The organism is Nocardia sp. Root136 (assembly GCF_001427185.1).
Lineage (GTDB): Bacteria > Actinomycetota > Actinomycetes > Mycobacteriales > Mycobacteriaceae > Nocardia > Nocardia salmonicida.
On the sequence record NZ_LMFE01000011.1, the window covers coordinates 13,119 to 31,353 of the forward strand.

Here is an 18,235-nt window from a genome sequence, read left to right on the forward strand (position 1 = left end):
GGTTACGCAAGACCGCCCCCCGATTTTTTGGTACGGGCGTCCATTCAAATCGGGTCAGAACCGCGCAGTAGTGCTGATCACCGGCGTGGCCGGTCGCGACACGCCGATGTGATCATTTTGTTGACACGCCCGAGCAACCCCCCTGGCACCGCCCGGACATTCCCCGTCGAGCAGCACAGCCGTGAACCTCACCACCCCACCCTCTAGTCTGGGATCGTGCCGATCACTCAAACGCTCGCGAGGCTGGCCGGCAGCTGCGCGCTGGCCGCCGTGCTTGTCGCTGGGCTGTTGTTCCCCATGGCCGGTGGGTTCGGATTCATCTCCAACCGCGCCGCCGATGCCGTCGACAATGTCTCAGCCGAACTGGTGGAGGGCACCGTCCCCGCCGTTTCGACCATGGTCGACGCGAACGGGTCGCCCCTAGCGTGGCTCTACGAGCAACGCCGCTTCGAGGTGCCGAGCGATCGCATCTCCAACAACATGAAGCTGGCGATCGTGTCCATCGAGGACAAGCGCTTCGCCGACCACAAGGGCGTGGACTGGCAGGGCACGCTGCGCGCGTTCCTCACCAACACCTCCTCGGGTGCGGTGCAGCAGGGCGCGTCGACCCTGGACCAGCAGTACGTGAAGAACTTCAACCTGCTCGTGGTCGCCAAGACCGATGCCGAGCGCCGCGCCGCGATCGAGACGACACCGGCGCGCAAGCTGCGCGAGATCCGGATGGCGCTCACGCTGGACCGCGAGCTGTCCAAGGACGAGATCCTCACCCGCTATCTGAACCTGGTGCCCTTCGGCAACGGCTCCTACGGCATCCAGGACGCCGCCCAGACCTACTTCGGCGTCGACGCGTCCGAGCTCACCATCACCCAGTCGGCGATGCTGGCGGGCATGGTGCAGTCCAGCTCCAAGCTGAACCCCTACACCAACGTCGCCGGCGTCACCGACCGCCGCAACACCGTGCTCGACACGTTGATTCAGAACATCCCGCACCGCGCCGAGGAGTTCCGCAAGGCCAAGGCCGAACCGCTCGGCGTGCTGTCCGAGCCCAAGGGTCTGCCGCGCGGCTGCATCTCCGCCAACGACAAGGGCTTCTTCTGCGACTACGCGCTGCAGTACCTGGCCGAAGCCGGGATCAGCCGCGAGCAGATCGACAAGGGCGGCTACCTGATCAAGACCACGCTCGATCCGGTGCTGCAGGAATCGGTGAAGCGTTCGGTGAACGAGCAGGCCAACCCGAACCTCGACAACATCGCCGAGGTCATGTCGGTGGTCGCGCCCGGTCAGGATTCGCACCCCGTTCTCGCGATGGCATCCAGCCGCACCTACGGCCTCAACCGCGACGCCAACGAGACGCTGCTCGGCCAGCCGTACTCGATGGCCGGTGACGGCGCGGGCTCGATCTTCAAGCTGTTCACCACCGCCGCCGCGATGGAGAAGGGCCTCGGTATCGCCGCCCAGGTGGATGTACCGGGCACCTACGCGGCCAGGGGCATGGGCTACTCGAACTCACCGGGTTGCCCGGCCGACTCGTGGTGCGTCAAGAACGCGGGCAACTACCCGGGGTCGATGTCGGTGACCGACGCGCTCGCGACCTCGCCCAACACCGCCTTCGTGAAGATGATCCAGGACGTCGGCGTCGCCTCGGCGGTGGACATGGCCGTGCGCCTGGGCATGCGGTCCTACACCGATCCCGGCACCTCGGGGCACGGCAACGCGAGCCTGGCCGACCACATCAAGAACAACAACATGGGCTCGTTCACCCTCGGCCCGTTCGCGATCAACCCGCTCGAGCTGACGAATGTGGCCGCCACGCTCGGCTCCGGCGGCAAGTGGTGCCCGCCCTCGCCGATCAAGGAAGTCGTCGACCGCAGCGGCAAGGCCGTTCCGCTCACCCAGCAGGCCTGCGAGCAGGTGGTGGACCCGGGTCTGGCCAATACCCTCGCCAACGCGATGAGCAAGGACGACATCAGCGGTACCGCCGCCGGCGCGGCACGTGCCGCGGGGTGGGCAGCGCCGATGTCGGGCAAGACCGGTACCACCGAGAGCCACCGTTCCTCGGCGTTCCTCGGGTTCACCAACGCGCTGGCATCGTCGGTCTACGTCTACGGCGACAGCCCGACCCCCGGCGAGATCTGCTCGTTCCCGCTGCGCAACTGTGGCGCCAGTGACGCCTCCGGCCTGTTCGGCGGTAACGAACCGGCCCGCACCTGGTTCAACGCCATCAAACCGTTGATGGACCGATTCCCGCCGCCGGGGCTGCCGCCGGTGGACGACAAGTACGTCCGTGGCGCGAACAACTCCCAGGTCCCCGATGTCGCGGGCAAGTCGCAGGGCGAGGCCACCTCGATCCTGTCCGGCGCGGGCTTCCAGGTCTCCGCGGTGACGGGGGCAGGCTCGCAGCCCAAGGGCACGGTGATGGGCAGTTCGCCGAACGGCTCGGCCATTCCGGGCTCGGTGGTCACGATCTACATCAGTGACGGGACCGTGCGAGTGCCCGCGCCGACGACTCCCCCGCCCGCCGCGCCCGCACCGGTGATTCCGGGGCTGCCGCAGATTCCGCGCCTGCCACCGATCCCCATCCCGGTGCCGCGCTAGTCACACGACAAAGGCCGCCGTCCGATTCGGACGGCGGCCTTCACGTTTTCAGAGCCTGGCTTTGACCGCGGCGGACAGTCGCGAACCGTCGGCCTTGCCGTCGGCGAGCGCGGTGGCGGCCTTCATGACCTGGCCCATCTGCTTCATCCTCGGGCGCTCACCGAGCTGCTCGGCAACCTCGGCGATCGCGGTATCGGCGATCTGCGCCACCTCGGCGTCGTCGAGCTGAGTCGGCAGGTACTCCTCGATGATCTGTTCCTCGGCGCGCTCGTTCGCGGCCAGTTCACCGCGACCGTTCTGCTCGTAGATCACGGCCGCTTCGTTGCGCTTCTTCGCTTCCTTCTGCAACAGCGATACAACATCGGCATCGGAGAGTTCGTGCGCCTCCGTACCGGAGACCTCGGAAGTCTGGATAGCGGCGAGCAGCATCCGCAGGGTCGCGAGACGCAGTTTGTCCTTGGCTTTCATCGCGGTGGTCATATCCGCGCGCAGCTTGGCTTTCAGTTCCGACATGCGGTTTACCGTAGTCGTTCGCTGTGTGGAGTCCCATCACATTTTCGTCGCGACGGAAATTCCAGACCGTTTGTGCGGAAACACACGCGCCGATCCGGGAGGGGGTCGCCTATGCTGGGCAAATGCCCGTTATCTCGACGTCCGCTGTCCGCCGAACCGCGTTGGGAGCCGCAGGGGCCGCCGTCGCAGGCATCGGCTACGCCACGCTGATCGAACGGAACGCGTTCGTCCTGCGCGAAGCCACGATGCCGGTGCTCGCGCCCGGTTCGCCGACGTTGCGCATTCTGCACGTCAGCGACTTGCACATGATGCCAGGCCAGCAGCTCAAACAACAGTGGCTGCGCGAACTCGACCGCCTCGAACCCGACCTGGTCGTGAATACCGGCGACAATCTTTCCCATCCCAAGGCCGTGCCCGCCGTGGTGCAATCCCTCGGTGCGCTGCTGGCTCGACCGGGCTTGTTCGTGTTCGGTTCGAATGACTATTTCGCGCCGGTGCCGAAGAATCCGCTGAAGTATTTCAAGAAAGATCACCGTCGCGTCTACGGCGATCCGCTGCCGTGGAAGGACCTGCGCGCGGCATTCACCGAACGCGGCTGGCTCGACCTGACCCACACCCGGCGCGACCTCGAGGTGGCGGGCATCCGCATCGCCAGCGCCGGTGTCGACGACCCGCACCTGCAGCGCGACCGCTACGACACCGTCGCGGGCGCACCGAACCAGTTGGCCCAGCTCAGCATCGGTGTCACGCACTCGCCCGAGCCGCGCGTGCTCGATCGCTTCGCCGAAGACGGCTACGACCTGGTGCTGGCCGGTCACACCCACGGTGGGCAGCTGGTCGTTCCCGGTTACGGCGCGCTGGTCACCAATTGCGGCATCGACAAGTCGCGCGTGAAGGGCGCCTCCCAGTGGGGCGCGCACACCCAGCTGCACGTCTCGGCGGGCATCGGCACTTCCCCGTGGGCGCCCTACCGTTTCTGCTGCCGCCCCGAGGCCACGCTGCTGACATTGGTCGGCTCCCAGCCCAAACGGCCCTCCGCCGATACCGGCTTCGGCATTTCCACCTCGGAGGCCGTAGCCCGCTAGGGTCGCGACCGTGAGCAGTGGATCCGACGACAGGCGCGACGACCCGACCGTATTCGGCGGCCCCGGCGCACCGAACCAGCCCGATCAGCAGTGGCAGCGGCCCGGTTCGCCGGATCCGGCTACCGAACAGCCGAATCCGGGTACGCCTGACCCCACCGCGGTCTGGACGCCGGGCAGCACCGGCCTCCCCCCGACCCTGCGGTGGGACGGTTCCGGCCCGCCACCCGGGCTCCCCGAACCGACGCAATGGGCACCGGCGGGTCCACAGGATTGGCAGGATTCCGGTAGCCCTGCCGCGGGACAGCAGGTTCCGCAGCCAGGACAGGCCGATCCCACCCAGCTGCGTCAGCCGGCACCCTGGCCAGGCGCGAATCCGCCTGTGGGTCAGCCGGGTTCGAGTCAGCCGTGGCAGCCCGGTATGAATCCGGCTGCCGGACAGCCTGGCCAGCAGTGGCATCCCGGGGGGCCGCAGCTGAGCGGCCCGGTCGGTGCCAATTCTCCAGGTGGACAACCTGGTTCGAATCATCAGTGGCAGCCGGGCATGAATCCGCCTGCCGGACAACAACCTCCGGGCCAGTGGGGCGCGCCCGTACCTCCTACTCAGCAGTGGGGCGCGCCCGCCGGTGGTGGACAGCAACAATGGGGTGCGGGCGGTCCGGCGAATCCGCCCGGTCAGCAGCAGTGGGGCGCACCGAGTTGGCAGCAGCAGGCGCCGCAGCAGCAATACGGTGAAATCCCCCCGCTCGATCACCGCGGCGTCCAGTCCTACGGCCAGCCCTTCCCTCCCGATCAGAAATCCGGTAGCAAGGCGGCGATCTGGGCCGCGGCAGGCGTAGCGGCGCTGCTCCTGGTCGGCGGCACGATCACCGCGGTCGTGCTGACCCGAGGCGACGACGCACCGAACACCACCGCGGGCGCCACCCCGTCGATGGTCAGCGCCCTGTCCACCACCCCGGGACCGTCCTCGTCGAGCAAGCCCAAACCCAGCACGACCACCCCCTCCCCCTCGGGCGCCGCGTCGAACCGCAAACCTCTCATCGACGGCTACCAGGTCGTCGCCTCCCCCGACCGTGGCGCCGCCTACGACGTCCCGGCGGGCTGGAAGGTCGCCACCGAAACCACCATCGGCGGCGTCGGCGAGCCCCCCGGCGACTCGGTGGTCGGCAAGGGCTACGCCTCCGACGGCCGCGACTACTGCCCCAACTCCACCCGCACCATGTCGCTGCTCACCGGCTCCAAGAACGCCGACAACGCCGCAGCGGGCGCCGAACTCGGCACCAAGGCCGCCCCCCTCGCCTACCAGGGCTCCCAAGGAACTCCCGGCCCCGCCCAGCCCTTGAAGTCGATCGACGGCCGAACCGAGGGCATGTTCACCGAGACCACCGGCACCGTCCCCGCCCCCAAACCCGGCTGCGCCACCACCTACTCCGTCTACACCTACGCCTTCAAAGGCGCCAAAGACGGCAGCTTCGTCATGGTGATGATCGCCGACACCGGCGTCCCCGGCGCCGTCGACGCCGCAGAAGCCAAGCGCATCTTCAGCACCATCAGATCCCTCGACTAGTCCCCACCTGACCAGCCAATTTAACGTTTCCCGACCCCGCGTTGTAAGCTACTTCAGGTTCGCCTCACGGGGTGTGGCGCAGCTTGGTAGCGCGCTTCGTTCGGGACGAAGAGGTCGCAGGTTCAAATCCTGTCACCCCGACGTGTTGGTTGAGACACAAAAGAACCCCTGACCTGGGATTCCTGGGTCAGGGGTTCTTTGCTATCCACCCTCGGCTGCCGGGTGGGTACACAGCGCGTTTCCGAGGGGCCTGTGTACGTATCGGGAGTGAGCGCCGCCGACCATCCCAGAAGTCGCGCCCTGCGTCATGCCGCGCATATGACATTCACGCCGCGGCCGGTCGTACGCTCGAATCATGACGCCAGAGCGCCGGGTGCGCCTCCGCCGTGAAGCGTGGGGATTCGCGATCGGATCTGTGTTCTTCGCCGTCGGAGCGGTGCCGTTCTACGCCGACGCCGTGGGCGCCGTCGTCACCAACACGACGTTCTTCGTCGGGGCGATCTTCTTCACGCTGGCGGCGTTCATCCAGCTGGCGCTCAGCGGTCGGCGCCCAGCTCGCCGAGGCTCCGATCGCGCGGTTCGGTCTGATTGGTGGGCAGCCGTGGTGCAGTTCGTCGGGACGCTGTTCTTCAACCTCAGCACGAGTGCGGCGCTCATCAGCGCTGTGAACGAGAACGCGCGCGTCGGATCGGGCTGGCGCCCGGACGCCCGGGGATCGGTCTGCTTCCTGGTGGCCAGTGCGCTCGCGGTTCTCGCGACGACCGAGCGGGACCGCCTGTGGGACCCGAAAGCGCGGACGTGGCGCTGTACCTGGCTGAACATGGTGGGATCGGTGTTCTTCGGGGTGTCCGCGGTCGGGGCGTACATTGTCCCGACCACCTCCGATTTCGTCAGCCAGCTGTGGGCGAACCTCGGAACCTTTCTCGGCGCACTGTGCTTCTTAGCAGCGGCGCTGCTGAGCCGGCGCGACATCCCCGCGGGCTACGGGCCGGCCCCCAGCGTCTGGACCTGGACGAATTCCAGACTCTTCGGCCAGGTGCGACGGCGAGGTCCTCGTCAGTGAAGATCCGCGAGGGGGCTCCCCTGTTCATCTCGCAACGCAACGAGGATCCCAGCCAGGTTCTCGAAGCGAAGAGATCGCGGGTTCAAATCCTGTCACTCCGAGGTGCCGGCCGAGACGCAGAGGAGCCCCTGACCAGTTCACCGGCCAGGGGCTCTTCGCTCGTCTGTGGGGGCTTGCGGTCGAGGGGGTTCGGCCAGCAGATGGTGAGGGCCGTGAGAGAGAGCAAGCCGAGGATGAGGGCCAGAATGGTGGGGCACATGGGGGTCGCCCTTCCGGGGTGAGCGGAGGTGGGAGCACGGCGGTGGGCTCGTGGTTCGAGTGTTGCCGTATCCATGGCAAGTGGGGTTGCCTGCGTGTTCGGGGTTGGTTGAGAAGTTCTCCCCACGCCAGGCTCTGCGTGGTGAGGTCGCCGGTGTGAGCAAGGGATAACCTGGCGCTTACTTTCTGTCACTTGATAGAAATTAGCGGTCGATAGCGTATACACCCATGTCGACAAGGGTGGATGCACCGGGCGATGGCTCGGGAAGGCCGTTGCGCGACGTCGTGTACACGACGTTGCGGGGGGAGTTGATGAACGGCGACATCCGGTTCGGGGAGCGACTCACCGAGCCGAAGCTGTCGACCAGATTCGGGATCTCCCGCACACCGGTTCGGGAGGCGCTCACGATGCTCTGCTCGGACGGGCTGTTGCAGCGGGAGGAGTTCGGGTTCAGTCCGGTGCGGCCGAGTGTGTCGCGAATTCGCGATCTCTACGAACTGCGGCTGACCCTGGAACTGGGCGGGATGACGCGGGTGCGGGCGGATCCGCGGATCACCCACGACACCGCGCTGCTGCGTGCCGAGCGGCAGAAATGGCTGACGCTGCAGGCCGACCCGCCCGCCCAGGAACCGGGTTTCGTCGTGGTCGACGAGGAGTTCCATGTCGCGCTGCTGACCGCCGCGGGCAATGCCGAGATGGTGCGCGCCCTGGTGGCGGTGAACTCCCGGATCCGGCATGTGCGCATGTACGACTTCATGATCAACAACCGCATCGAGACCACGATCAGCGAGCACCTCGGCATCCTCGACGCCGTTCTCGCCGGTGACCTCACGCTGGCTCAGCAGCTCTTGCACACCCACATCGGCGATTCGCTGGATGTGGTGCTCGAGCGGATCTCGCGTGCCGTCGCCGCCATGTCTCTCAGCGAGTAGAGCCCGTAGGAATCAGAGGAGCGTCAATGTCTGTAACCCCGACCGCGCGGGTCGCCGCCGCCTACGCACGGATCGCCGAGGTGGATCGGCCGGAGGTCTGGATCACGCTGCGTTCGCAGGAGGTTCTGACGACCGAAGCCGTCGAGCTGGAACGCCGGGTCGCGGCGGGCGAGAAGCTCCCGCTGGCGGGTCTGCTCCTCGCGGTGAAGGACAACGTCGACGTGGCGGGTTTGCCCACCACCGCCGCCTGCCCCGAATTCGCCTATGAGGCGACCGAAAACGCCGCAGCTGTGCAGCGGCTGATCGCGGCGGGCGCACTGGTCCTCGGCAAGACCAACCTCGACCAGTTCGCCACCGGTCTCGTCGGCACTCGCAGCCCCTACGGCGCCGTCCGCAACGCACTGCACCCCGCATTGATCTCGGGCGGTTCGAGTTCCGGCTCGGCGGCGGCTGTCGCGCTCGGCATCGCCGACCTCGCCATCGGCACCGATACGGCAGGCTCGGGCCGCGTGCCCGCCGCGCTGCACGGAATCGTCGGCATCAAGGCCACCCTCGGCGTGATCCCCACCCATGGCGTCGTCGCCGCCTGCGCCGACTACGACGCGGTCACCATCTTCGCCGCCGACTTGGACCTGGCGGTCACCGCCACAAAGGCGATGGCGGGCAAGGATTCTCGAGACCCGCGCAGCCGCGAATGGCCCGTCGACATCCGTCTCTCGGCATCCGCCGAACCCGAGATCGCCATCCCCCGACCCGAAGACCTCGAACCGCTGAGCCCGGCCTACCGCACCGCCTTCACCGAAACCGTTGCCGCCCTAGGTGATCAGGGCCTGCGCGTCACCGAGATCGACATCTCGCCACTTCTCGACGCGGCCCGCTTGCTCTACGACGGCGCGATTGTCGCCGAGCGATACGCGGCGGTCGGCGAGTTCGTCGACAAGGGCGCTCCGGGTCTCGACGACACCGTCGCCGGAATAATCAGCGCCGCAAAGGAACTCGACGCACACTCCTTCGCCCACGACCTGGACACCCTGGCCCGCGCACGCACCACCGCGACAACACTGCTCGCCGGCTTCGACGGTCTGCTGCTCCCCACCACCACCGAACACCCCTCGATCGCCGAAGTCGAAGCCGACCCTCTCGCGATCAACCGCCGCCTCGGCACCTACACGAACTTCTGCAACCTGCTCGACCTCGCCGCCGTCGCGGTCCCCGGCAAACCCACCGCCGACGGTCTCCCGTTCGGCGTGACGGTCGTGGTCCCCGCCTTCGCCGACCAACTCGCCGTCGACCTCGCCGCCCGCATCACCGGCACCCCGGCGCCGCTTCTCGTGGAAACCGGTGTGCCCCTTGCTGTTTTCGGGGCCCACCTGCGCGGCCAACCCCTGCACTGGCAACTCGAACAGCTGGGCGCGCGCTTCGCGGGCGAGATCACGACCACCGGCGCCTACCGCCTCACCGCCCTCGACACCACGCCGTCCAAACCCGGTCTGGTCCGCCACGGTGACGGACAGGGCGCACCGATCCTCGGCGAACTGTTCCTGGTCTCCCCCGCGGGCCTCGGCCGATTCCTCGCCGAACTACCGCCACCGATGGCACTGACCAGCATCGAACTGTCGGATGGCCGCGCGGTGGTCGGTTTCGCCTGCAGCTACGACGCCGCCGTCGCAGCCACCGACATCACCCGGTTCGGGAGTTGGGTGGCGTATCTACGGGATCGGTGACGTCGATGCCGAGCTCGGCGAGCAGGCCCGTCACGCGATGACCGATGTCGTCGCGGATGGGCCGCACCAGCTCGGCATCGAGCCCGGCCGGATCCTCGATGATCCACTCCTCGTAGCGCACCCCCGGCACCAGCGGACAGGTATCGCCGCAGCCCATCGTGACGATCACGTCGGCCGCGCGGATGATCTCATCGGTCCACGGCTTCGGATACTCACGCGAGATATCGACGCCCACCTCCGCCATCACCGCCACCGCGGCCGGATTGAGCTGCCCGCCCGGCACCGACCCGCCCGACCAGGCCACCGCCCGCCCCAGCGCCAAATCTTCGAAGAAGCCGAGGGCCATCTGCGACCGGCCCGCGTTGTGGGTACACAGGAACAGCACCGTGGGGCGCGGCCGGGCCACCTTGCCTTCGATCTTGGCCAGCGCCTGCAACCGTTGCCGCCCGAATCGCTCGGCCAGCAGCGGCAAGTACATAGTCACCGTCGCGCGAGCGGCGAAGTTCTCATAGGAGGCATGCAGGAAACGATGGATCGTCTCCAGCTCGAACATCGTCGCGAATTCTTCGCGTAGACGCGCCTCGGCACGGTCGAGCGCGTCGGAGTGCTCGGCAATATCGACCACCCCCCAACACTTACCCGAATTCGAGCCATACGCAAACGCCCGGGCCGATCAACCCCTCGACCGACCGGCCCGGCACGCGTACTCGCCGACACAACGTGGAACATCTTCGGCCCAGCCCGTCGGTGTGGTTACCGTCGGCAGTGCGTCTTCAGCGTCTGGAAGAGCCACCTTCTGGTCTGCACCGCCGGGTCCGACCGATCACCCCTCGAGACCGATCGGACCCGGTTGTTCCGGTGTCTGAAGCAACAATGCGGTGTCGGTCTCTAGAGCTTCTTAAGAACAACTTGTCGGCGAAGGCGGGTTGTCGGCGATGATGGATGGACCGACGCAAGGAGATCGACTATGGAAACCGCGATCGTCTGGTTGCTGGCATGCCTTCTGTACTGGTTCAGCAACTTCTGACCCCTGTCATCGACCACTGGAGCCCGGAACCAAGCCCGCGCCCGCCTATGAGATGAGGCGTAGCGCGGGTCACATCGAGCCGCCGGAATAGTTCACCGGCACCCGCGGTTGGACACACTGTCGACGTCCGAACAGCCCCGGGCCTCACCCCTTTTGTCGCTACGAGCGACCACCCGCCGAGAGGCGCTTGTGGGGCGTCGACACCCTGACGGGCCGTCCTCGAGGTGGCCCATCGACTCGAACGCCGCCAGGTCACCCTCATCGACCTGGCGGTGTTTGTCGTCTCCGGGTCGCGGGTCCCGCACCCATGCTCGAGGATGGGTCTATGACTTCGGATGGGCAGTTGCGGCGGGGGCTGGGCTTGGGGGATTCGGTGGTCGTGGGGTTGGGGGCGATGGTGGGGGCCGGGGTTTTCGCGGCGTTGGGGCCCGCGGCGGGGGTGGGCGGGTCTTGGTTGTTGGTGGCCTTGGGGGTGGCCGCGGTGATCGCCTATTGCAATGCGATGTCGTCGGCGCGGCTGGCTGCGTTGTATCCGGTGTCCGGGGGGACGTATGTGTACGGGCGGGAGCGGCTCGGGGCGTTCTGGGGGTATGTGGCGGGGTGGGGATTCGTGGTGGGGAAGACGGCGTCGTGTGCGGCGATGGCATTGACGGTGGGGAGCTACGCGTGGCCGGGGCAGGCGCACGCGGTGGCGGTGGGGGCCGTGGTGGTGGTGACGGGGATCAACTATGTGGGGGTGCAGAAGTCGGCATCGGCTTCGCGGGTGATCGTGGCGGTGGTGTTGACCGTGCTGCTGGCGGTCGTCGTGGTGGGCGTGGGCGGGAATCATTCGGGAGCAGCGGTGCTCGACAAGGAGATCGGGCCGTACGGGGTGTTGCAGGCGGCGGGGCTGTTGTTCTTCGCGTTCGCGGGGTACGCGCGGATCGCCACGCTCGGCGAAGAGGTGCGTGAGCCGGAGCGGACGATTCCGCGGGCGATCATGCTCGCGTTGGCGGTGGCCTTGGCGGTGTACGCGCTGGTGGCGGTGGCCGCGTTGCTGACGCTGGGGTCGGGCGGGCTTGCGGCGGCGCGTGATCCGCTCGCGCAGGTCGTCGAGGCGGCGGGGGCGGGCTGGCTGACGCCGGTGGTGCGGATCGGTGCGGTGCTGGCGGCGGCGGGTTCGCTGATGGCGTTGGTCCTCGGGGTCTCGCGGACCTCGCTGGCGATGGCGCGTGACGGCCATCTGCCCCAGAGCCTGGCCCGGATCCATCCGAAGTACGCCGTCCCGCATCGCGCCGAACTGGCGGTGGGTGTGGTGGTGGCGGTGCTCGCGGCGACGGTGGATCTGCGGGCGGCGATCGGGTTCTCGTCGTTCGCGGTGCTCGCGTATTACCTCATCGCCAACCTGTCGGCGGCCACGCTGACCGTCGCCGAGGGAAGGCCGCAGCGCTGGGTACCGGTGCTCGGCGCGGTGGGATGTGTGGTGGTCGGGTTCGCGTTGCCGATCGGGTCGGTGCTGGCGGGGCTCGGAGTGCTCGCGATCGGTGCGGGGGTGTACGGGATCCGCCGTGTTGCGAGGAGGTGAATATGCCTGTGATCAGTGGGTTCTACGGCCACGCTATACGGGTTACGGTGCGTGACAAGGGCTACTCTCGGCCGCATGCGGCCCATCACGAGCGTTTTCGCGGGAACGATCGCTACGGTGCTGGCCTCGGCGAGCCTTTTCGCCGTCCCGGCCCACGCCGCGCCGAGCACGACCTGTGAGGTGACGTCGGCTCGCGAGCTGGAACGTGCCCAACCCGAACAGGTCGGGCTCGATTCGGCGAAACTCGAAGCGGCACTACAGTTCGCCGCCACTCGCAACCGGCTCAATGTCCAGATCTTCCGGCACAACTGCCTCGTCGGTGAAGGGCTGCGCAACGACGAGACCGGCAATACGCCGTGGAACATCTGGAGCGTCACCAAATCGGTGGTGTCGATGCTGGCCGGAATCGCTTCCGACGAAGGCAAAATCGATATCGCCGCCCCTATCGATCGCTATCTGCCGCCAGGCCTCGGCGACGCGGTGCACCGGTCGATCACCGTCGAGAACCTGCTCACCGAGACCTCGGGCATGCAGGTCGGAGTGCTGTCGGAGGGCGTCACCGCGGTGATCCCGATCGACCCGCACTCGGCGGTGCAGGCGCTGTCGGTGCAGTTGACCAACCCGCCCGGCACCACATTCAGCTACAGCCAGCGCAATGTGGACCTGCTGTCCTACGTGATCGAACTGGCCGTCGGCGAACCGCTGCAGCAGTTCGCGCAGCGCGAATTGTTCGACCCGCTCGGCATTCCGCGCAGCGACTACTACTGGGCCAGTGACCGATCCGGCCACACCTACGGCTACGCCCATCTCATGCTGCCGCCCAACGACCTGTCCAAGATCGGACTGCTCGTCGCGAACGACGGCCGCTGGGGCGCCGACCGGGTGGTCTCCTCGGACTATCTGCGCAAAGCCCGCACACCGTCGAAGGCGAACAGTTGCTACGGCTATCTGTTCTGGCTCGGCGCCGATTGCAGCGAATCCCCCGACTTCATGCCCGCGGACAGCTATTTCATGTCCGGGCTCGGCCTGCAGAACGTCTTCTTCCTGCCGAGCCTCGACCTGACGGTGATGTGGACCGGCCCGTTCGGCAACCAGACCGCCTACGGCCCGAGCGGCATCCTCGCCCACGCCGAAGAACTGCCCCACGAATTCTTCCGCCGCCTCTTCGCCGCCGTCACCGACACACAGGCGCCGGTCGCCGAACCCTATGTGGAGCCCCCGCTCGAATTCGACGCGGCCAAACTCATCGACGCCAACATCCTGCTGGCCGTCTTCGGCATCGGCCCCGGCGCCTACCCCGGCTGCACCGTCTTCAACTGCCTCAACCAACCGCTGGCCGCCCCCTTCGCCAGCATCCCACCGGGCTGCGCCATCCTGGCGTGCGTCGGCAACGACCCGCGCACCCCGGGGATCCGAACTATCCGTTGAACGCGGCCGCCTGGAAACGGGCCGAATCTATGTAGTCGCGGAACAACACCACCTCGCCGTCGCGCACCTGGATCACGTTGACCGACGACCGGACCCTGGTGCGTTCCGCGCCCGGCCGAGTTACCTCCACCTCGTTTTCGACAACAACGATCTCAGGATCGTCGGTGGCGTAGATCCGCGGGTGGATGGCGTGCAACCGGACGGCCGACGTCGCGGTCCAGCGCTGTTCGAGGGCTGCGTGAATCGCCGCCCTGCCCTCGATGCGGGTCGGTACGCCGGGCGGGGCGAACGGCACCTCGAATGCGGCGTCGGTGGCGAATCCGGCGGTGAAAGCCGCCGCATCGCGGCTGGGCGGCACGGCCACTCTCCACCGCCGACGACGCAGGCGTCGCCTTCTTCGAATTCCTCGCCTTTATGGCGCGCGAGAACGGCGTGAAACGCGACCTCGCCGATGCCGTCGGATCGGATCGACTCGCCGCCCTCGGCGCGTCGGCGGATCTGTCCGGGGCAATCGGCACATTGCTCGCGCGGGCACAACGCGCCGGCGCGATCCGTCCCGATATCGACGTTCGACGACCTGATGCTCATCCTGAAAGCAGGGTTCAACGCCACCCGCGATGCGACGACCGCAGACGCCGACTCGCCTTCTCGGTGATACTCGACGGCCTGCGCCGGACGTGAAACGCAGCAGACCGGGCCACCTGGAGTGGTGACCCGGTCCGATCGCGTACTCGGTCAGCGGTTCTCGAGCAGAACTTCCGCGATCTGAATCGTGTTGAGGGCAGCGCCCTTTCGCAGGTTGTCACCCGAGATGAACAGCGCCAGACCGCGACCGCTCGGCACGCCCGGATCCTGGCGGATGCGGCCGACGAGCGAGTCGTCCTGGCCCGCGGCGGCCAGCGGGGTGGGCACGTCGACCAGACGCACGCCCGCCGCCTTGGCCAGCAGTTCCTGAGCCTGCTGCACCGAAATCGGTTCGGCGAATTCGGCATTGATCGACAGCGAGTGCCCGGTGAAGACCGGAACGCGCACGCAGGTGCCGCTCACCAGCAGGTCGGGCAGGCCGAGGATCTTGCGGCTCTCGTTGCGCAGCTTCTGGTCTTCGTCGGTCTCGAAGGAGCCGTCGTCGACCAGGGCGCCGGCCAGCGGGATCACGTTGAAACCGATCGGCGCGACGTACTTGTTCGGCGCGGGGAACTCCACGGCCGAACCGTCGTGCACCAGCTTCTCCGCATCGGCGGCCACCGCGCGGATCTGCGAGGCGAGCTCCTCCACACCGGCCAGCCCGCTACCCGAAACTGCCTGGTAGCTCGACACGATCAGGCGCTGCAGACCGGCCACATCGTGCAGCGGCTTGAGCACGGGCATCGCGGCCATGGTGGTGCAGTTCGGGTTGGCGATGATGCCCTTGGGCAGGTTGCGAGTGGCCTCGGGGTTGACCTCCGACACCACCAGCGGCACATCGGGGTCCTTGCGCCAGGCCGAGGAATTGTCGATCACAGTGACGCCTGCCGCGGCGAAGCGCGGGGCCTGCACACGCGACATGGTGGCGCCTGCCGAGAACAGCGCGATGTCCAGACCCGAGGGATCAGCGGTCTCGGTGTCCTCGACGACGATCTCGCCGCCGCGCCACGGCAGCGTCTTGCCCGCGGACCGAGCCGAGGCGAAGAACCGCACCTCGTCGGCCGGGAAGTTGCGCTCTTCGAGCAGCTTGCGCATGACGGTGCCGACCTGACCGGTCGCACCGACAACACCTACACGTACACCCATTGCCTAACGCCCCGTTCCGCCGTGGACGACAGCGGCCTCTTCGCCGCCGAGATCGAATGCCTTGTGCAACACCTGCACCGCTTCATCCAGTTCGGTGTCGCGCACCAGCACCGAGATCCGGATCTCCGAGGTGGAGATCAGGTCGATGTTGACGCCCGCGTTGGCCAGCGCCTCACAGAAGGTGGCGGTGACGCCCGGGTGCGACTTCATCCCGGCGCCGACCAGGGAAACCTTGCCGATGTGATCGTCGGAGAGGATCTCGGCGAAGCCGATCTCGGCCTGACGCTCGGTGAGCTTCTGCACCGCGCGGACCAGGTCGGTCTTGGGGCAGGTGAAGGTGATGTCGGTCTTGCCCGTGTCGACCTTGGAGATGTTCTGCAGCACCATGTCGATGTTGATCTCGGCGTCGGCCACCGCGCGGAACACCTTGGCCGCGTAGCCCGGCTCGTCCGGTAGGGCGACGACGGTCACCTTGGCTTCGCTGCGGTCGTGCGCGACGCCGGTCAGGATTGCCTGCTCCACGGGAATGTCCTCCATCGATCCGAAAACAGTGGTGCCGATCTTGTCGGTGTAGGACGACCGAACATGAACGGGAACGTTGTAGCGGCGCGCGTACTCCACGCAGCGCAGCATGAGCACCTTCGAGCCGCAGGCCGCCATCTCGAGCATCTCCTCGTAGGAGATGTTGTCGAGCTTCTGGGCGTCGGGCACGATGCGCGGGTCGGCGGAAAAGATGCCGTCGACGTCGGTATAGATCTCGCAGACATCGGCTTTCAACGCCGCGGCCAGCGCGACGGCGGTGGTGTCGGAACCGCCGCGGCCCAGCGTGGTGACGTCCTTGCTGTCCTGGCTCACGCCCTGGAAGCCGGCCACCAGCACGATCTGGCCCTCGGCGAGCGCCTCCTGCAGACGGCCGGGGGTCACGTCGATGATCTTGGCGTTGCCGTGCGCGCCGGTGGTGATCACGCCTGCCTGCGAACCGGTGAACGAGCGAGCCTCGGCGCCGAGAGTGTGAATAGCCATGGCCACCAAGGCATTCGAGATGCGCTCGCCCGAGGTGAGTAGCATGTCCATCTCGCGAGCAGGCGGCGACGGGGCCACCTGCTCCGCGAGATCGAGCAACTCATCGGTCGTGTCGCCCATGGCAGAGCACACGACAACCACGTCGTGCCCCTGCTTCTTGGTCTCCACGATCCGTTCAGCGACGCGCCGGATCCGCTCGGCGGTAGCCACCGAGGATCCTCCGTACTTCTGAACTACGAGAGCCACAGCAGGTCCTTCACGATCGAGTGTCAGATTGGTATCAGCGACCAAGAGTACCGGGCCCCGGCCACCGGTTTTGCTGCTACCTGCCCTGCCTGTGGAAAACGACACAGGCTTGTCACCTGTGGATAACCGCCGGATTCAGCTCCGATCGAACCAGGTGACCTGCGCGCCGCTGTCGAATTCCTTGCGTCGGGTCGGAGCGAAAAGTGTCGGTTTGAAGACGCCGGTGAAGGCGGGAATGCCCTCGCCCGCGATAACCGGGTAGGTCTTGACGATCAGCTGGTCGATCTCGTCGAGGAGCTGTCCCGCGAGTTTCCCGCCGCCGCACAGCCAGATGTCGAGACCTTCCCGCTGCTTGAGCTCGCGCACCAGCTCGACCGGATCACCGTCGACGATCTCGATGTCGGGGGCGTCGACCGGGCCGAGCGAGGAGGAGAAGACGTACTGCTTCATGTGGGCGAAGGGGCTGAGGATGCCCGCGTCGTACGCGGCCGCGTAGGTGCCGCGACCCATGAGCATGGTGTCCCAGTTCTTGTTCGGCGTATCGACGTCGATGCCGAAATGCGGGCGGAGGTGGACCGGGATCGCCTCGGGAAATTCGCCGTTGAGCCAGCCCGAGTATTCCGGCGGGGTCGGGTAGAACTCGAATTCACCGCCGGGACCTGCGATGTAGCCGTCGAGGGAGACGCCGATGTAGTAGACAAGCTTTCGCATGGTTACCGCCTTACTTGTTGTACTATGCTTGAAGTGGTTTCAAGGTAGTACTACAGATGGAGTGGTGTCAAGTGCGTACCAACCCCGAACGACGACAAGCTCTCCTCGACGCGGCCATCGAGGTCCTCGCCGACGAAGGCGCCCGCGGCCTCACTTTCCGCGCGGTGGACAAACAGGCGGCGGTCCCCGCGGGCACGGCGTCGAACTACTTCGCCAATCGCGACGAGCTCCTGACGCAGGCGGGGGTGCGCTTCTACGAGGTGGTGCAGCCGAGCGAGGAGACGATGGCACTGGTCAGCGATGGGCCGAAGGACATCGACAACATCACCACGCTGATGAAAGAGCTGGTCGGACGCATCGAATCGCATCGCAAGGCCTATCTCGCGCTGCTGGAACTCCGCCTCGAGGCCACCCGGCGTCCCGAGCTCCGCACGGTGCTCACCGAACGCGTCCGCGCCGACATCGATTTCAACGTGCGCAATCATCTGGCATCCGGCATGCCGGGCGACGCGGAGTCGGTACTACTGCTCTACCTGGCGCTCAACTGGCTCATCGTCGAACACCTCACGCTGCCCGGAATCTTCACCGAGCAACAGAGCATGGCGCTGATCGAAACGGCCGTCGAGCGTGTGATACGCACCTGACCCGGTCATTTGTCCAGACCATAGACGTGTTGACGATCACTAGTACGACTGTGCACAATCGGGCGCGAAAGCTGCGGGGGTTCGGAG

General features: G+C 66.9%; 15 protein-coding genes, 1 tRNA gene and 1 pseudogene. 11 read left to right on the forward strand and 6 right to left on the reverse strand.

The annotated features are described in order from the left end of the window. Window positions 1–216 precede the first annotated feature (216 nt). A complete protein-coding gene (locus ASD42_RS27735) occupies window positions 217–2,595 on the forward strand; it encodes a penicillin-binding protein (protein WP_082843777.1) in 2,379 nt (792 codons plus the stop codon). Window positions 2,596–2,643: 48 nt separating this feature from the next. On the opposite strand, the gene ASD42_RS27740 is transcribed toward ASD42_RS27735, so the two are convergent. After that, window positions 2,644–3,108 carry a GatB/YqeY domain-containing protein gene (locus ASD42_RS27740; protein WP_056821934.1) on the reverse strand — a complete coding sequence of 155 codons (465 nt, stop codon included), beginning with the start codon at window positions 3,106–3,108 and terminating at the stop codon, window positions 2,644–2,646. A gap of 122 nt (window positions 3,109–3,230) precedes the next feature. On the opposite strand from ASD42_RS27740, the gene ASD42_RS27745 reads away from it, so the two are divergent. The 6 genes from ASD42_RS27745 to atzF all read left to right on the forward strand — a co-directional run bounded on the left by ASD42_RS27745 (window position 3,231) and on the right by atzF (window position 9,735). Then, entirely contained in the window at window positions 3,231–4,193 is a 963-nt protein-coding gene (locus ASD42_RS27745; protein ID WP_056821935.1) for a metallophosphoesterase, read from the forward strand. Window positions 4,194–4,203: 10 nt separating this feature from the next. Then, window positions 4,204–5,757, forward strand: coding sequence for a hypothetical protein (locus ASD42_RS27750; protein ID WP_156677610.1), 1,554 nt, complete (start codon window positions 4,204–4,206; stop codon window positions 5,755–5,757). A 67-nt stretch (window positions 5,758–5,824) separates the two neighbouring features. After that, window positions 5,825–5,898 (forward strand) — tRNA-Pro (locus ASD42_RS27755). A 214-nt stretch (window positions 5,899–6,112) separates the two neighbouring features. Continuing rightward, window positions 6,113–6,820, forward strand: a complete 708-nt coding sequence (locus tag ASD42_RS27760) for a YrhK family protein (RefSeq protein ID WP_082843778.1) — start codon at window positions 6,113–6,115, stop codon at window positions 6,818–6,820. A 486-nt stretch (window positions 6,821–7,306) separates the two neighbouring features. After that, window positions 7,307–8,011, forward strand: a complete 705-nt coding sequence (locus ASD42_RS27770) for a GntR family transcriptional regulator (protein WP_056821939.1) — start codon at window positions 7,307–7,309, stop codon at window positions 8,009–8,011. Window positions 8,012–8,037: 26 nt separating this feature from the next. Next, a complete protein-coding gene (gene atzF / locus ASD42_RS27775) occupies window positions 8,038–9,735 on the forward strand; it encodes an allophanate hydrolase (protein ID WP_056821940.1) in 1,698 nt (565 codons plus the stop codon). Here the strand turns inward: atzF and ASD42_RS27780 are convergent. Next, the gene (locus tag ASD42_RS27780) at window positions 9,692–10,360 is read right to left on the reverse strand and encodes an arsenate reductase ArsC (RefSeq protein WP_056821942.1); all 669 of its coding nucleotides are present in this window, start codon (window positions 10,358–10,360) and stop codon (window positions 9,692–9,694) included. The two genes, atzF and ASD42_RS27780, sit on opposite strands and share 44 nt — an antisense overlap. 727 nt (window positions 10,361–11,087) lie before the next feature. On the opposite strand from ASD42_RS27780, the gene ASD42_RS27785 reads away from it, so the two are divergent. Further along, window positions 11,088–12,326 (forward strand): APC family permease, encoded by a 1,239-nt coding sequence (locus ASD42_RS27785; RefSeq protein WP_056822721.1) that lies wholly within the window; start codon window positions 11,088–11,090, stop codon window positions 12,324–12,326. A 75-nt stretch (window positions 12,327–12,401) separates the two neighbouring features. Continuing rightward, the gene (locus ASD42_RS27790; RefSeq protein ID WP_063893758.1) at window positions 12,402–13,754 is read left to right on the forward strand and encodes a serine hydrolase domain-containing protein; all 1,353 of its coding nucleotides are present in this window, start codon (window positions 12,402–12,404) and stop codon (window positions 13,752–13,754) included. Here ASD42_RS27790 and ASD42_RS27795 read toward each other — a convergent pair. After that, the gene (locus tag ASD42_RS27795) at window positions 13,744–14,112 is read right to left on the reverse strand and encodes a nuclear transport factor 2 family protein (protein WP_162256243.1); all 369 of its coding nucleotides are present in this window, start codon (window positions 14,110–14,112) and stop codon (window positions 13,744–13,746) included. The genes ASD42_RS27790 and ASD42_RS27795 overlap by 11 nt on opposite strands. A 35-nt stretch (window positions 14,113–14,147) precedes the next feature. Here ASD42_RS27795 and ASD42_RS27800 point away from each other — a divergent pair. Continuing rightward, window positions 14,148–14,435: pseudogene (locus tag ASD42_RS27800) on the forward strand (SbtR family transcriptional regulator); the annotation flags it as partial. Window positions 14,436–14,489: 54 nt separating this feature from the next. Here ASD42_RS27800 and ASD42_RS27805 read toward each other — a convergent pair. The 3 genes from ASD42_RS27805 to ASD42_RS27815 all read right to left on the reverse strand — a co-directional run bounded on the left by ASD42_RS27805 (window position 14,490) and on the right by ASD42_RS27815 (window position 17,504). After that, window positions 14,490–15,524, reverse strand: a complete 1,035-nt coding sequence (locus ASD42_RS27805; protein ID WP_056821949.1) for an aspartate-semialdehyde dehydrogenase — start codon at window positions 15,522–15,524, stop codon at window positions 14,490–14,492. A 3-nt stretch (window positions 15,525–15,527) separates the two neighbouring features. Continuing rightward, window positions 15,528–16,793 carry an aspartate kinase gene (locus ASD42_RS27810; protein WP_056821952.1) on the reverse strand — a complete coding sequence of 422 codons (1,266 nt, stop codon included), beginning with the start codon at window positions 16,791–16,793 and terminating at the stop codon, window positions 15,528–15,530. Window positions 16,794–16,928: 135 nt separating this feature from the next. After that, the gene (locus tag ASD42_RS27815; protein WP_056821955.1) at window positions 16,929–17,504 is read right to left on the reverse strand and encodes a dihydrofolate reductase family protein; all 576 of its coding nucleotides are present in this window, start codon (window positions 17,502–17,504) and stop codon (window positions 16,929–16,931) included. A 71-nt stretch (window positions 17,505–17,575) separates the two neighbouring features. On the opposite strand from ASD42_RS27815, the gene ASD42_RS27820 reads away from it, so the two are divergent. Then, window positions 17,576–18,148: a TetR/AcrR family transcriptional regulator gene (locus ASD42_RS27820; protein ID WP_235569857.1), complete on the forward strand. Its 573-nt coding sequence runs from the start codon at window positions 17,576–17,578 to the stop codon at window positions 18,146–18,148. Window positions 18,149–18,235 lie beyond the last annotated feature (87 nt).

Bases quoted from the DNA above. Each gene is read 5' to 3' on its own strand.
- ASD42_RS27790 (WP_063893758.1), top strand. From the start codon at position 12,402: ATGCGGCCCATCACGAGCGTTTTCGCGGGAACGATCGCTACGGTGCTG.
- ASD42_RS27740 (WP_056821934.1), bottom strand. From the start codon at position 3,108: ATGTCGGAACTGAAAGCCAAGCTGCGCGCGGATATGACCACCGCGATG.
- ASD42_RS27760 (WP_082843778.1), top strand. From the start codon at position 6,113: ATGACGCCAGAGCGCCGGGTGCGCCTCCGCCGTGAAGCGTGGGGATTC.
- atzF (WP_056821940.1), top strand. From the start codon at position 8,038: ATGTCTGTAACCCCGACCGCGCGGGTCGCCGCCGCCTACGCACGGATC.
- ASD42_RS27785 (WP_056822721.1), top strand. From the start codon at position 11,088: ATGACTTCGGATGGGCAGTTGCGGCGGGGGCTGGGCTTGGGGGATTCG.
- ASD42_RS27770 (WP_056821939.1), top strand. From the start codon at position 7,307: ATGTCGACAAGGGTGGATGCACCGGGCGATGGCTCGGGAAGGCCGTTG.
- ASD42_RS27805 (WP_056821949.1), bottom strand. From the start codon at position 15,524: ATGGGTGTACGTGTAGGTGTTGTCGGTGCGACCGGTCAGGTCGGCACC.
- ASD42_RS27745 (WP_056821935.1), top strand. From the start codon at position 3,231: ATGCCCGTTATCTCGACGTCCGCTGTCCGCCGAACCGCGTTGGGAGCC.
- ASD42_RS27815 (WP_056821955.1), bottom strand. From the start codon at position 17,504: ATGCGAAAGCTTGTCTACTACATCGGCGTCTCCCTCGACGGCTACATC.